This window comes from Georgenia sp. Z1491 (genome assembly GCF_057652395.1).
Genome location: NZ_CM172729.1, coordinates 1,962,785 through 1,975,990, shown reverse-complemented (window position 1 = coordinate 1,975,990; position 13,206 = coordinate 1,962,785). Strand labels below are relative to the sequence as shown.

The following is a 13,206-nucleotide window of genomic DNA, read 5'->3' as shown; positions in this document are numbered from 1 at the left end:
GGCGGTCCCGTCAGGTGGACCGCCGAGCCTGCGGCAAGGAGAGGCACGTGGCAGACCAGGAGTACGACATCGTCATCCTCGGAGCGGGCAGCGGCGGTTACGCCGCAGCCCTGCGCGGGGCGCAGCTGGGGCTGAGCGTCGCGCTCGTCGAGGCGGACAAGCTCGGGGGCACCTGCCTGCACCGCGGCTGCATCCCGACCAAGGCGCTGCTCCACGCGGCGGAGGTCGCGGACGAGATCCACGGCTCCGAGCACGTGGGCGTGAAGGCCTCCTTCGAGGGCATCGACATGCCCGGCGTCAACGGCTACCGGGACGGGGTCGTCGGGAAGCTCTACAAGGGCCTGCAGGGCCTGGTCTCGGCGTCGTCGATCGAGTACGTCACCGGCTGGGGCACGCTGGTCGCGCCCAACACCGTCGAGGTCGACGGGCGTCGCCTGGTCGGCCGCAACGTCATCCTCGCCTCGGGCTCGTACTCGAAGTCCCTCCCGGGCCTGGAGCTCGGCGGCCGCGTCATCACCTCCGAGCAGGCCCTCACGCTCGACCACGTGCCGAGCTCGGTGGTCGTCCTCGGCGGCGGCGTCATCGGCGTCGAGTTCGCGTCGGTCTGGAAGTCGTTCGGCGCGGACGTCACCATCATCGAGGGGCTGCCCAACCTCGTGCCCAACGAGGACCCCGCGGTCTCCAAGGCCCTCGAGCGCGCCTTCCGCAAGCGCAAGATCGCGTTCCACACCGGCGCCCGCTTCTCCGGCGTCACGCAGACCGACTCCGGCGTCACGGTGACCACCGAGGACGGGAAGTCGATCGAGGCCGACTACCTGCTCGTCGCCGTCGGCCGCGGCCCGGCCACCTCGAACCTCGGCTACGAGGAGCAGGGCGTGGAGATGGACCGTGGTTTCGTCCTCACGAACGAGCGCCTCGCCACGAACCTGCCGAACGTGTACGCCGTCGGCGACATCGTCCCCGGTCTGCAGCTGGCCCACCGCGGATTCCAGCAGGGCATCTTCGTGGCCGAGGAGATCGCCGGGCTCGACCCGGTCGTCATCGACGAGGCGGGCATCCCCAAGGTCACCTACTGCGAGCCGGAGGTCGCCTCCGTGGGGCTCACCCAGCCGCAGGCCGAGGAGACCTACGGCAAGGACAACGTCGAGATCGTCGAGTTCAACCTCGCGGGCAACGGCAAGTCACAGATCCTGCGCACCACCGGGTTCATCAAGCTGGTCCGCGAGAAGGACGGGCCGATCGTCGGCTACCACGCGGTCGGCACCCGGGTCGGTGAGCTCGTCGCCGAGGGCCAGCTCTTGGTCAACTGGGAGGCCTACCCGGAGGACGTCGCCGCGCTCGTGCACGCCCACCCCACCCAGAACGAGGCGGTCGGCGAGGCAGCGCTCGCGCTGGCCGGCAAGCCGCTCCACTCGCACAACTGAGCCCGCGCCCTAGGAGAAAGCACACATCATGTCTGAAGCCGTGAAGATGCCCGCCCTGGGCGAGTCGGTCAGCGAGGGAACGGTCACCCAGTGGCTCAAGGCCGTCGGGGACACCGTCGAGGTCGACGAGCCGCTGCTCGAGGTCTCCACCGACAAGGTCGACACCGAGGTGCCCTCCCCCGTGGCCGGCACGATCGAGAAGATCCTCGTCGAGGAGGACGAGACCGTCGAGGTCGGGACCGACCTCGTGATGATCGGCGACGGCTCCGGCGGCGGGTCGGACGACGCACCCGCCGACGAGGCCCCCGCCGAGACCGACGAGGCCCCCGCCGAGGCTGAGGAGCCTGCCGAGCCGGAGTCCGAGGAGCCTGCCGAGGAGCCCGCTGAGGAGGCGCCCGCCGAGCAGGAGGCCGAGGAGGCCTCGGAGTCCGCTCCGGCGTCCGCGTCCACCGGTGGTGGTGGGGGCCAGGAGGTGACGATGCCCGCGCTGGGCGAGTCGGTCAGCGAGGGAACCGTCACCCAGTGGCTCAAGGCCGTCGGGGACGAGGTCGCCGTCGACGAGCCCCTGCTCGAGGTCTCCACCGACAAGGTCGACACCGAGGTCCCGTCCCCGTTCTCGGGCACGCTCACCGACATCAAGGTCGGCGAGGACGAGACGGTCGAGGTCGGGGCCGTGCTCGCGATCATCGGAGGCGACGCCGACTCGTCCGCCGCCGCGCCGGCCGAGGAGGCCGCCCCGGCACCGTCGAAGCCGGCCGAGGACAAGCCCGCCGAGCAGCCGGAGGACGAGCCCGAGCCCCCGAAGGAGAAGGCCGCTCCGCCGGCCCCGCCGGAGGACAAGCCGGAGCCCCCGAAGGAGAAGGCCGCTCCCCCGGCCCCGCCGGAGGACAAGCCCGAGCCCCCGACGGAGAAGCCAGCCCCGCCCGCGGACGCCGCCGGCGCGACCTCCTACGTGACGCCGCTGGTGCGCAAGCTCGCCCGCGACCTCGGCGTCGACCTCGACACGGTCTCCGGGTCCGGCGTCGGCGGCCGCATCCGCAAGCAGGACGTCGAGGCCGCCGCCGAGGCGGCCAAGGCACCCGCGGCCGCGTCCGCCGCTCCGGCCGGTGCGCCCGCCGCCAAGGCCCCGACGACGGTCCCGCCGGCGTCGACCCTGCGCGGCACCACGGAGAAGATGTCCCGCACCCGCAAGGTCATCGCCAAGCGGATGATGGAGTCGATGCAGACGACCGCGCAGCTGACGACGGTCGTCGAGGTGGACCTCACCCGCATCGCCGACCTGCGCACGCGGGCGAAGTCGACGTTCCAGGCCAACGAGGGCGTCAAGCTCACGTACCTGCCGTTCCTCGTCAAGTCCGCGACGGAGGCGCTCAAGGCGCACCCGAAGCTCAACGCGCAGATCGACGGCGAGAACGTGATCTACCACGACGTGGAGAACGTCGGCATCGCGGTGGACACCGAGAAGGGCCTCATGGTCACGGTCGTCAAGGACGCCGGCGACCTCACGCTCGGCGGCATCGCCAAGCGCATCGCCGAGCAGGCCGACCGGGCCCGCACCGGCAAGGTCACACCGGACGACGTGAGCGGAGCGACCTTCACGGTCACCAACACCGGCTCCGGCGGCGCGCTGTTCGACACGCCGATCGTCAACCAGCCCGGCGTCGCCATCCTCGGCACGGGGACCATCACGCGCCGCCCCGTGGTCGTGAAGGACACCGACGGCAACGAGGCGATCGCCATCCGCTCGATGATGTACCTGGCGATCAGCTACGACCACCAGCTGGTCGACGGCGCCGACGCCGCCCGGTTCCTCCAGACCATGAAGGCACGCCTCGAGGAGGGCTCCTTCGAGGGCGACCTCGGTCTCTGACACCGGCAGCACCGGCGGGCCCCGTCACCCCTGCGCAGGGGGTGACGGGGCCCGCCGTCGTCCGCCCTGCGGCCACGGTCTGTCCAGGTGGACGCGGAGCTTCGCCGCACGGTTAGCATCGAGGGTATGGATCTGCGCAGGCTCGATCTCGGCACCACCCTGACCGACTACGGCACGGCGTGGGACCTGCAGCGCGAGGTGCACGCCCGGGTCGCAGCGGGCGAGTCCCGCGACACGCTGCTCCTGCTCGAGCACGCCCCCGTCTACACCGCCGGCCGGCGCACGGCTCGGTCGGACCGGCCCACCGACGGCACCCCGGTCGTCGACGTCGACCGCGGGGGCCGCATCACCTGGCACGGGCCCGGCCAGCTCGTCGTCTACCCGATCGTCCGCCTCGCCGAGCCCGTCGACGTCGTGGCCTACGTGCGGGCCCTCGAGGACGCCGTCGTCGAGGCGTGCGCCGAGCTCGGGCTGAGCACCACGCGCGTGCCGGGCCGCACCGGCGTGTGGGTGCCGGGCACGGACGGTGGCGTCGACGCGAAGATCTGTGCGATCGGCGTGCGCGTGGCCCGGGCCACGACGATGCACGGCATCGCCCTCAACGTCGCCCCCGATCTCACCTCCTACGACCGGATCGTCCCCTGCGGCATCCCGGACGCCGGCGTCACCTCGCTGAGCGAGGCCCTCGGCCGGTCGTTGACCCTCGCCGAGGTCGCCGACGTCGTGGAACGTGCGCTCGTCCGGCACCTGCTGCCGATGACGGCCGCCCACACCCTGCCCGACGTCGCGGCCGACGCCGTCACCGCCCCGCCCGCACCGGCCCCGGCCGCGTCCCGGTCCGGCGGGAACGGGGAGTACGTCAAGGTCGACCTCGGCCTGCAGGCCGTCGGCGCCACCGGGGGCCCGTGCGGCTCGGGTGGCGGCTCGTGCGGCTGCGGGGGCGGCGGGTCGTGCGGCTGCGGCGGGCACGGCGACGCGAAGGTCGACGCCCAGCCGGCCCCGGCCGCCTCGGCCCCGCCGGTGCGCCCGCGAAGGACCGCGCCGGGCGAGCGCAAGATGCTGCGCGTCGAGAAGCGCAACGCCGAGACGCCCATCGGTGCGAAGCCGGCGTGGATCAAGACGCGCGCGACGATGGGACCGGAGTACAACGAGCTCAAGGACCTCGTGCACGGCCAAGGACTCAACACGGTCTGCGAGGAGGCGGGCTGCCCCAACATCTACGAGTGCTGGGAGGACCGCGAGGCGACGTTCCTCATCGGCGGGTCCCAGTGCACGCGCCGCTGCGACTTCTGCCAGATCGACACCGGCAAGCCGGCCCTGTTCGACCGCGCGGAGCCGCTCAAGGTGGCGAGCTCGGTGCGCCGGATGGGCCTGAGGTACTCGACTATCACCGGCGTGGCCCGCGACGACCTCGACGACGGCGGCGCCTGGCTCTACGCCGAGACCGTGCGGCAGATCCACCGTCTCAACCCGGGCACCGGCGTCGAGCTGCTCATCCCCGACTTCGACGCGGACCCCGACCAGCTCGCCGAGGTCTTCTCCTCGCGCCCGGAGGTGCTCGCGCACAACGTCGAGACCGTGCCGCGCATCTTCCGGCGCATCCGTCCCGGCTTCCGCTACGACCGCTCGCTCTCGGTCCTGCGCGCCGCACGCGACGACGGCTTCGTCACCAAGTCCAACATCATGCTCGGCATGGGTGAGACGTTCGACGAGGTCGTCGAGGCCCTGCGCCTCATCCGCGAGGCAGGCACCGACCTCATCACCATCAACCAGTACATGCGGCCCTCCCTGCGGCACCACCCGGTCGACCGCTGGGTCAAGCCGCAGGAGTTCGTCGAGCTGTCCGACATCGCCACCGAGCTGGGCTACCTCGGCGTCATGGCCGGACCGCTGGTCCGCTCGAGCTACCGGGCCGGGCGCCTGTGGGGCCAGGCGATGACGAGCCGCGGCGAGGAGGTCCCCGAGCAGCTCCGCCACCTCACCGAGGAGGGCAGCTCCCGCCAGGAGGCATCCTCCCTGCTCGCGCGGCTGGGCTGACGTGACCACCCGCCGGGAGGACCAGGACGGCCGGCTCGCCGTCGTCGCCGGTTCGTCCGGGCTCGTGGGGAGCGCCCTCGTCGATGCGCTGGACCGGCGCGGCTGGCGGGTACGTCGGCTGCTGCGGCCGTCGTCGGGACGCGCCGGACGGGACGACGCCACGTGGGACCCGGCGAACGCCCTCCTGGATGTGGCGGCGCTGGACGGCGCGGACCTCGTCGTCAATCTCGCGGGGGCGGGGCTCGGCGACAAACGGTGGACCGAGGCCTACAAGGGCACGGCCCTGCTGTCCCGCACGTCGAGCACCTCGCTGCTGGCGACGACGCTCGCCCGCGCCCTCGAGGCCGGTCGGACGGCCCCGGGGGTGCGCTACCTGCAGGGCAGCGCGGTCGGCTGGTACGGGGACCGCGGTGAGGAGGTCCTCACGGAGGACTCCCCCGCCGGACGCGGGTTCACGGCCGACCTGTCGGCCGCCTGGGAGGCCGCGGCGGCGCCCGCCGTCAAGGCCGGGGTGCCGACCGCGTTCCTGCGCACCGGGATCGTGCTGGCCCCCCGCGGCGGCGCGCTCGGCCGGATGCTGCCCCTGCTCAGGGCCGGCCTGGGCGGGCCGCTCGGCGGCGGGCAGCAGTGGTGGCCGTGGATCACGCTGGAGGACCACGTCCGGGCCCAGCTCCATCTCGCAGGCTCCGCGCGGGTCGGCCCGATCAACCTCGCGGCGCCCGGCGAGGCGCGCCAGCGCGAGGTGCTCGCTGCCCTCGCGCACGAGCTCCGCCGGCCGTTCGGGCTCCCGGTGCCGGGCCTCGCGCTGCGCGCCGTGCTCGGCGAGTTCGCTGCCGACGTCCTCGCCTCCCAGCGCATGCGCCCCGAGACGCTCGTCGCTGACGGCTTCGAGTTCGCGCACCCGGACGTGGCCTCCGCCGCGCGGTGGCTGGTCGGTCCGGGCGGCTCGCGAACGAGCTGACCCCGGCGACCTACCGGCCCTCCGGCATGGACGCGTGCTCGCCGGCGTGGCGGCGCGGGGGCGGGACGAGGCTCGCGAGAACGGCGGAGACCAGGGCGCTGACCAGCCCGAGCACCAGGGCCGCACGGAAGCCGTCGATGCCGGGCGCCTCCACGCCGTCCACGCTGGTCGTGGACCGGGCCAGGACCGCCGCCACGACGGTGGCGGCCGAGGTGGTGCCGAGGCTGCGCATGAACTGGTTGAGGCCGTTGGCCGCGCCGGTCTCCGTCGACGGCACCGCGCTCATGACGAGCGAGGGCATCGCCGCGAAACCGAGGCCGATCCCGACACCGGCGAGCAGATTGACGAGCAGCACGAGGCCGACGTCCAGGGGCGCCACGACGGAGAGGCCGTAGCCGAGCGCGATGACGAGGGCCCCGGAGACCAGCAGCGGCTTGGGGCCGAAGCGGCCCATGAGGCGTCCTGCGACGGGTGACATGACGAGCATGGCCAGACCCAGGGGCATGAGGACCAGCCCCGACTGGATCAACGACAGCCCGAGTCCGCCGCGCTCCCGGGGCAGCTCGAGCAGCTGGGGGAAGACGACGTTGGCGGTGAACAGGGCGAACCCCATCGCGACGGACGCCAGGTTGGTCACGAGCACGGTCCCGCGGGCCGACACCCGAAGGTCGACGAGCGGGTTGGGGACCCGTAGCTCGAACACGCCCCAGGCAAGCAGGACGGCGACGCCACCGAGCGTGAGCCAGATCGTGAGCGGGGACGTCCAGCCCCAGTCGTTCCCGCGTGAGACAGCGAGCAGTACACCGGTCAGCCCGGCGGTGAGCCCGACGATGCCCACGACGTCGAGCCGGCCGCCCGTGCGCAGCGTGCTCGGCGGAACGACCCACGCCACCAGTACGAGCAGGACGAGACCGAGTGCGGAGGCTCCCCAGAACAGCACGTGCCAGTCGGCGTACTGGGTGACGGCCGCGCTGATCGGCAGGCCGAGCGCGGCACCGACGCCGAGGGTGGCGCTGACGAGGGCGATGGCCGACGGCAGACGGTCGGGGTGCAGGACGTCGCGGAGGACGGAGATGCCGAGGGGAATGACGCCGAGACCCGCCCCCTGGAGCGCGCGACCGACGATGAGGGGGACGACCGAGTAGGCCAGCGCGGCGACGACCGAGCCCGCCACGAGCGCACCCACGAGGAGCAGGAGGACGCGCCGCTTGCCGTACATGTCGCCGAGCCGTCCCGAGATCGGCGTGCAGATCGCCCCGGCGAGGAGCGTGCTCGTGATGGCCCAGGCGGTGTCGTCGCGGGTGGCGCCGAGCAGCTCCGGCAGCTCCGACTGGATGGGGATGAGCAGCGTCTGCATGAACGAGGCCGTCATGCCCGCCAGGGCGAGGACCGCGACGACACCTCCGCCGCTCGGCGGCGCCAGTCGTCCTCTCGTCACCGTGGCAGGCTATCCGCCCTGGTCGGCGGGGCCGCACCTGTCCGCATCGGCCACCGCCCAGCGGTCGTCGACCCGCTCGAGCGTGAGGAGCCGGCACGTCTCGGCAGAGGGATAGACGCGTTCCCCCGTGGCGTCCGAGGCGCGCCACTCCTCCTGACGCAGCGAGACCTCCGCCACGAACCTGTCGTCCGTCGCCCCGCCCTCGGTGAGGACGACGGACGTCACGTCGGTCGACAGGTCGGCGATCGTCGTCGTTCCCAGGGCACGGGTCAGAGCGGCGTCGGCGGCCCGCGCGGGCGAGCCGTCGACGGTGGCGTCGGCGAGGGCGGCCGCGTCCCCGGCGAGCAGCGCCCGCTCCCGGGCGTCGACGACCTCGGAGACGACGTCGAACGCGTCCGCCGCGGTGCCGCGCGCGCTCTCGGTCGTGACCTCCGGCGATGTCCCCGTCGTCGACCCCGAGGGCGCCGGGGCCTGCGACTGACCCGCGGAGGGCTCCTGCGTCGCTGCGGGTGTCCCTGCGCCCGTCGCGTCGGGCGCCTCGGCCTGGGAGAGGATCGTCCGCGTCGTGACGAACCCGCCCAGTACGAGGACGACGGCCGCGACGCCGAGCACGGCGACCTTCCCCCCAGCCGTCAGCGCGGGGAGCCGGCCCGCACCGCGTGCCCGCTGCTCGGGCCGCACGGACCGAGCTCGACGCCCGCCCCGGGCACCAGGTCCGCCTCGCGCCCGCCGGCCGGCCCGGCCTCCCGAGCCCGGACGGACCCGGGACCTGCCCGCCGGCACGTGCGCCGTGGCCTCGCGCAGCGCACCCTCGCGAAGGAGGGCGCCCGCCATGTCCGCACCCGCGGGCAGCCGCACGCCCGAGCGCCCGCCCAGCTCGGCGGCACGCGCCGCGAGCGCGCGGGCGGTGGGCCGCACGGCCGGCTCGTCGCTGCACGCCTGGGTGGTCAGCTCCTCGACCTCGAGGTCGCCGGGGGCCAGGCCGCGCACGAGCATGCCGAGGGCGTAGACGTCGGACGCCGTCGACGCCGGACCCCCGGCGATGCGCTCGGGCGCCACGTGCCCCGGCGTCCCCTCCTCGTGCCGCACATCCCCGACGAGGTCGACGAGGACGACGGTCCCCGTGGTGTCCACCACGACGTTGGCCGGAGAGACGTCGCCGTGCACGATGCCGGCGGCCGCCAGGTGGGCCAGCGCGGAGCCGATGTCGGTGAGGACCCCCGCCACCTCCGGCACCGAGAGCGCGCCGCGGGCCACCCGCACGGCCGCGAGGGACGCCCCCGGCACGACCTCGGTGACGAGCGCCGCCCGCCCGTCGGTCAGGTCGACGACGTCGAGCACCCGCGGCAGGTGAGGGTGCGGGGACGTGCGCAGGCCCGCCAGGCGCCGGCGCATCGCGTCGCCGGAGCGCCCCTCGGGCAGGTCGACGACCGAGACGATGACCGGCGAGCCGCGCTCGTCGGACGTCGCGCTGTACACCCGTCCCGATCCGCCGCCCAGCGACCGAGAGATCCGGTAGCCCGGCACCCGCACGCGTCCGTCGTCGTCTGCCCGCCCCATGGACCGAGCGAACCAGGTCCCCTCAGCCCGTCGCGGAGTTCTCCACAGGTGCGGCCACGGCGGTGGTCGCGGGGTCGGGCGTGGCCTCACCGCGCTCCTCGTCGTCGTCGGGGAACCGTCCGTGGCGCGGCCACCAGACGGTCTTCCCGATGTCGTGGACGAGCGCCGGCACGAGGAGGGTGCGGACGACGAGGGTGTCGATGAGTACGCCGAGCGCCACGATGATCGCGAGCTGGAGGAGGAACAGCAGCGGGACCACGCCGAGCGCGGCGAACGTCGCGGCCAGCACCACGCCGGCCGACGTGATGACCCCGCCGGTGACGGACAGGGCCCGGCGCACACCCCTCCGGGTCCCGATGCGCAGCGACTCCTCACGGGCGCGGGTCATGAGGAAGATCGTGTAGTCGATCCCCAGCGCCACGAGGAAGACGAAGCCGAACAGCGGAACGGTCGGATCGGCCCCGGGCAGGTCGAGGACGTGGTTGAACACCACCGCCACGATCCCCATCGCGGTGGCGAAGCTGAGCACGTTCGCGGCGAGCAGCAGCAGCGGTGCGAGGACCGAGCGCAGCAGCACGACGAGCGTGAGCAGGATGACGAGCAGGACGGCGGGGATGATGACCCGCAGGTCGCGCTCGGCCGTGTCCCGGGTGTCGAGCGTCTCGGCCGCGGCGCCGCCGACGAGCGCGGCCGGGTCCACCTCGTGCACCGCTGTCCTCAGGTCGGCGGCCGCGCGGACGGCCTCCTCGGTGTCCGCCGACGCCTCGGTGGTCGCCTCGACGTGGACACGGCCGTCGACCACGAGCGGCGGTGCGTCCTCGGCGGGCGGTCCCCCCGCACCGTTTCCGTCCTCGCTCCGGCCGCCGTCGCCCGGCCCGCCCTGCTGCGACCCGTCCTCGGCAGGCGGGCCACCCGGCTCCTGGCCCCCCTGCGCAGCCTCCGTGACCACGGTGGCGGACGCGATGCCGTCGGTCGCCTCCGCGGCGGCCACGACGTCCTCGGCCAGGTCGGCATCGGCCACGACGTCCAGCGGCTGGACCGCGCCCGCGGGGAAGTGCTGCGTGAGCACCTCCTCGCCGTCCACGGCGTCGGACTGCGCGAGGAAGACCTCGGAGTCGGAGGTGCCATCGGCGTCGAGGGTGGTGACGAGCCCGGCCGCGGCGAGCAGGGCGACAGACGTGATCACCCAGGTGCGCCGGTCCCGCCGTCCCACGAGCCGCGCGATCCGGCCCCAGATCCCGGACGCGTCCTCGGGCGCCCGCCGCACGTCCTCGGCCCCGCCGGCCTCCACCTCCTCGTCGGGCACGCGGGGGATGCGCGGCCAGAACACCGCCCGGGAGCGGCGGCCGCCGAGGAGCAGGAGCGCGGGCAGCAGGGTGAGCGCGGCGACGAATGCGGCGGCGATCCCGACCGCGGCGACCGGTCCGAGCGCGGCGTTGGACCCCAGGTCCGAGAGCAGGAGGCACAGCAGGCCGAGGGCCACGGTTCCGGCGGAGGCCGAGATGGGCGCGAGCGAGGCCCGCCACGCGATCCGCATCGCGTCGAACGGGTCGCGGTGGCGGCCGAGCTCCTCACGGTGCCGGGCGACCAGCAGCAGGCAGTAGTCGGTCGCTGCACCGATGACGAGGATCGACATGATGCCCTGCGTCTGGCCGCTCAGCTGGACGACGCCGGCGTCCGCGAGGAGGTAGACGACCAGGCCCGCCAGCGCCAGCGCGAGCACGGCGGTGAGCAGGACGGTCAGCGGCAGCAGCGGCGAGCGGTAGACGAGCAGCAGGATGACGAGGACCACGACGAGCGCCGTCGCCAGGAGGACCAGGTCGACGGACCCGAACGCCGAGCTGAGGTCGGCCGCGAACCCGCCGGGACCGGTCACCCAGCCCTGCAGCCCGGCCGCCTGGAGCCCGTCGCCGACGGCGGCCCGTACCTCGGTGACCACGGATCCGACGAGGTTCTCGCCGTCGGGCAGCAGTTCGTCGGTGAGCGAGGTGTCGATCCCCAGCACCACCATGGCGGCCTCGCCGTCCTCCGAGGGCACGACGGCGGTCGGGGCCGTGAGCACCTCCTCGACCGCGCGGCCGTCGCTCAGTGTGGCGGAGCCCGCGGACCGGGCGAGCTCGTCGGCCGCCTCGAGGTCCTCGGGGCTCATCGGTCCGCCGTCGGCGGGTCGCAGCACGAGCAGCACGGGAAGGGTCGAGGTGTCGGTGAACCCGGCGACGGCGTCGGACGCCCGGACGGACTCGGCCGAGGTCGGCAGGAACATCGACGCGTCGTTCTCCTGGACCTCGGAGAGTCGACCCAGGAACGGTCCGCCGATCCCACCGATGGCCACCCAGAGGAGAACGACCACGGCGGTCACGAGGCCGCGTCCCCGGTACGCCGTGCGACTGCCGTGCCCTGCCATGCGATACCCCGTCCTCGAGAAAGTACTCAGCATGCTGAGTAACTGGGTCAGTATGGGGGCTCGTCCTGCGAGCCGCAAGAAGGATCGTGGTGCTCTGCCACCATGAGGGGGTGTCCGAGGCCGAGGAGAACCACAGGGCCCTGAGCGGCGCGTCCGGGCAGGGCCCCGGAGTCGCCGAGGATCCCTCCAGGTGGCCGACGGGTCGGCTCCTCTCCTCGGTCGCCCGCCAGGCGGAGCGCGAGCTCGACGAACGGCTCGCCGTGTTCGACCTCAGCCACGCGACGATGCCGGTTCTCGCCGTCCTCGCACCGGGTCCGCGCAGCCAGCGGCAGACGGCGCAGCTCGTCGGGGTCACCGAGCAGACGCTCGCCCGGCACCTCGTCACGCTCGAGCGTCAGGGCCTGCTCGTCCGACGCGCGGACCCGCACGACGGCCGGCGCCGCGTCGTCGCGCTGACGCCGGAGGGCCTGGGCGCCATCGCGTCCGTCGTCGAGTCCCTGAGCGAGCCGACGCCGATCGAGGCCACTCTCGACGCCGAGGAGGAGGCCGCGCTGCGTCGACTGCTGCTGACGATGATCCGTCGCACGCGCGGCGGGACCTAGGCGGGCCACACCGGCCGGTACCCTGACCCCATCATGGCCCGCACCAAGAAGACCGCCGACGACGGCGCACCCACGACCCCGAAGCCCAAGAAGAAGCGCTGGTACCACAGCTTCGCCGAGGCGTACCGGATCACCGCCGAGCACCGTCCGGCGACGCCGGTCATCCTCCTCGGTGTGTTCGTCGCCGTGCTCGGCGTCATGGTCGGCATCGGCTTCGTCATCGGCCACCCGATCTACCTCGGGATCCTCGGGGTGCTCATCGGCATCATCGCCGTGCTCATCGTGCTCGGCAGGCTCACCCGAGTCGCCGCCTACGCGCGGGTCGAGGGCCAGCTGGGGGCCGCGTCCGCCGCACTCGGCCAGCTGGGACGCGGCTGGTACGTCGAGGAGGAGCCCGTCGCCTTCACGCCGAAGCACCAGGACCTCGTGTTCCGGTCGATCGGCAAGCCGGGCATCGTGCTCGTCTCCGAGGGACCACCGCACCGCGTGACGCGCCTGCTGGAGGAGGAGCGCAAGAAGGTCACCCGCGTGGCTCCCGGCGTCCAGGTCCACCTCGTCCAGGCCGGCCGTGCCGAGGGGCAGGTGCCCCTGCCCGACCTCGTCCCCACGATCAAGAAGCTGGGTGGCGCCAAGCTCACGTCGGCCGAGATCGCCGCCGTCACCAAGCGCCTCAACGCCCTGGGCGGCATCCGGCAGTCCGTACCGAAGGGCATCGACCCCAACAAGGCGCGCCCCGACCGCAAGGGCATGCGCGGCCGCTGACCACGCCACCGCCAGCCACCGCGCTCCGCACCTCGCTCCGAGGGCCCCGTCGTCGACGGGGCCCTCGTGCATGACGCCAGGGCCACGGCCCCGCCCACGGAACGACGACTATTCTGTTGGACGCATTTACGTTCTTCCGTATGATCGA

General features: G+C 73.6%; 9 protein-coding genes and 1 pseudogene. 7 read left to right on the top strand and 3 right to left on the bottom strand.

Annotated elements, in window-relative coordinates; translation table 11 throughout:
- Positions 1–47: 47 nt before the first annotated feature.
- From lpdA to AC24HA_RS09200, 5 genes and pseudogenes are all read left to right on the top strand, one after another.
- Complete coding sequence (gene lpdA, locus AC24HA_RS09220) at positions 48–1,424, top strand: dihydrolipoyl dehydrogenase (protein ID WP_425708903.1); 1,377 nt, start codon at positions 48–50, stop codon at positions 1,422–1,424.
- 28 nt (positions 1,425–1,452) lie between these two features.
- The gene (gene sucB, locus AC24HA_RS09215; RefSeq protein ID WP_425708904.1) at positions 1,453–3,294 is read left to right on the top strand and encodes a 2-oxoglutarate dehydrogenase, E2 component, dihydrolipoamide succinyltransferase; all 1,842 of its coding nucleotides are present in this window, start codon (positions 1,453–1,455) and stop codon (positions 3,292–3,294) included.
- A 126-nt stretch (positions 3,295–3,420) separates the two neighbouring features.
- Positions 3,421–3,993 (top strand): annotated as a pseudogene (gene lipB / locus AC24HA_RS09210) (lipoyl(octanoyl) transferase LipB); the annotation flags it as partial.
- Positions 3,994–4,350: 357 nt separating this feature from the next.
- Positions 4,351–5,331, top strand: coding sequence for a lipoyl synthase (locus tag AC24HA_RS09205; RefSeq protein ID WP_425708971.1), 981 nt, complete (start codon positions 4,351–4,353; stop codon positions 5,329–5,331).
- Position 5,332: 1 nt separating this feature from the next.
- Positions 5,333–6,292: a TIGR01777 family oxidoreductase gene (locus tag AC24HA_RS09200; RefSeq protein WP_425708905.1), complete on the top strand. Its 960-nt coding sequence runs from the start codon at positions 5,333–5,335 to the stop codon at positions 6,290–6,292.
- A gap of 10 nt (positions 6,293–6,302) precedes the next feature.
- Here AC24HA_RS09200 and AC24HA_RS09195 read toward each other — a convergent pair whose 3' ends face one another.
- From AC24HA_RS09195 to AC24HA_RS09185, 3 genes are all read right to left on the bottom strand, one after another.
- A complete protein-coding gene (locus tag AC24HA_RS09195) occupies positions 6,303–7,664 on the bottom strand; it encodes an MFS transporter (protein ID WP_487563626.1) in 1,362 nt (453 codons plus the stop codon).
- A gap of 75 nt (positions 7,665–7,739) precedes the next feature.
- Complete coding sequence (locus tag AC24HA_RS09190) at positions 7,740–9,290, bottom strand: protein kinase domain-containing protein (protein WP_425708907.1); 1,551 nt, start codon at positions 9,288–9,290, stop codon at positions 7,740–7,742.
- Between the two features lie 22 nt (positions 9,291–9,312).
- Complete coding sequence (locus tag AC24HA_RS09185) at positions 9,313–11,694, bottom strand: MMPL family transporter (RefSeq protein WP_463648728.1); 2,382 nt, start codon at positions 11,692–11,694, stop codon at positions 9,313–9,315.
- A 110-nt stretch (positions 11,695–11,804) separates the two neighbouring features.
- Between AC24HA_RS09185 and AC24HA_RS09180 the strand changes: the two genes are divergently transcribed.
- Positions 11,805–12,296: a MarR family winged helix-turn-helix transcriptional regulator gene (locus tag AC24HA_RS09180; protein WP_425708909.1), complete on the top strand. Its 492-nt coding sequence runs from the start codon at positions 11,805–11,807 to the stop codon at positions 12,294–12,296.
- 33 nt (positions 12,297–12,329) lie between these two features.
- Positions 12,330–13,058, top strand: coding sequence for a DUF4191 domain-containing protein (locus tag AC24HA_RS09175; protein WP_425708910.1), 729 nt, complete (start codon positions 12,330–12,332; stop codon positions 13,056–13,058).
- Positions 13,059–13,206: the final 148 nt, after the last annotated feature.

Excerpts from the sequence above, each read along its gene's own strand:
- sucB (WP_425708904.1), top strand. The coding sequence starts at position 1,453 with ATGTCTGAAGCCGTGAAGATGCCCGCCCTGGGCGAGTCGGTCAGCGAG.
- AC24HA_RS09205 (WP_425708971.1), top strand. The coding sequence starts at position 4,351 with ATGCTGCGCGTCGAGAAGCGCAACGCCGAGACGCCCATCGGTGCGAAG.
- AC24HA_RS09195 (WP_487563626.1), bottom strand. The coding sequence starts at position 7,664 with ATGACGGCCTCGTTCATGCAGACGCTGCTCATCCCCATCCAGTCGGAG.
- AC24HA_RS09190 (WP_425708907.1), bottom strand. The coding sequence starts at position 9,290 with ATGGGGCGGGCAGACGACGACGGACGCGTGCGGGTGCCGGGCTACCGG.
- AC24HA_RS09185 (WP_463648728.1), bottom strand. The coding sequence starts at position 11,694 with ATGGCAGGGCACGGCAGTCGCACGGCGTACCGGGGACGCGGCCTCGTG.
- AC24HA_RS09175 (WP_425708910.1), top strand. The coding sequence starts at position 12,330 with ATGGCCCGCACCAAGAAGACCGCCGACGACGGCGCACCCACGACCCCG.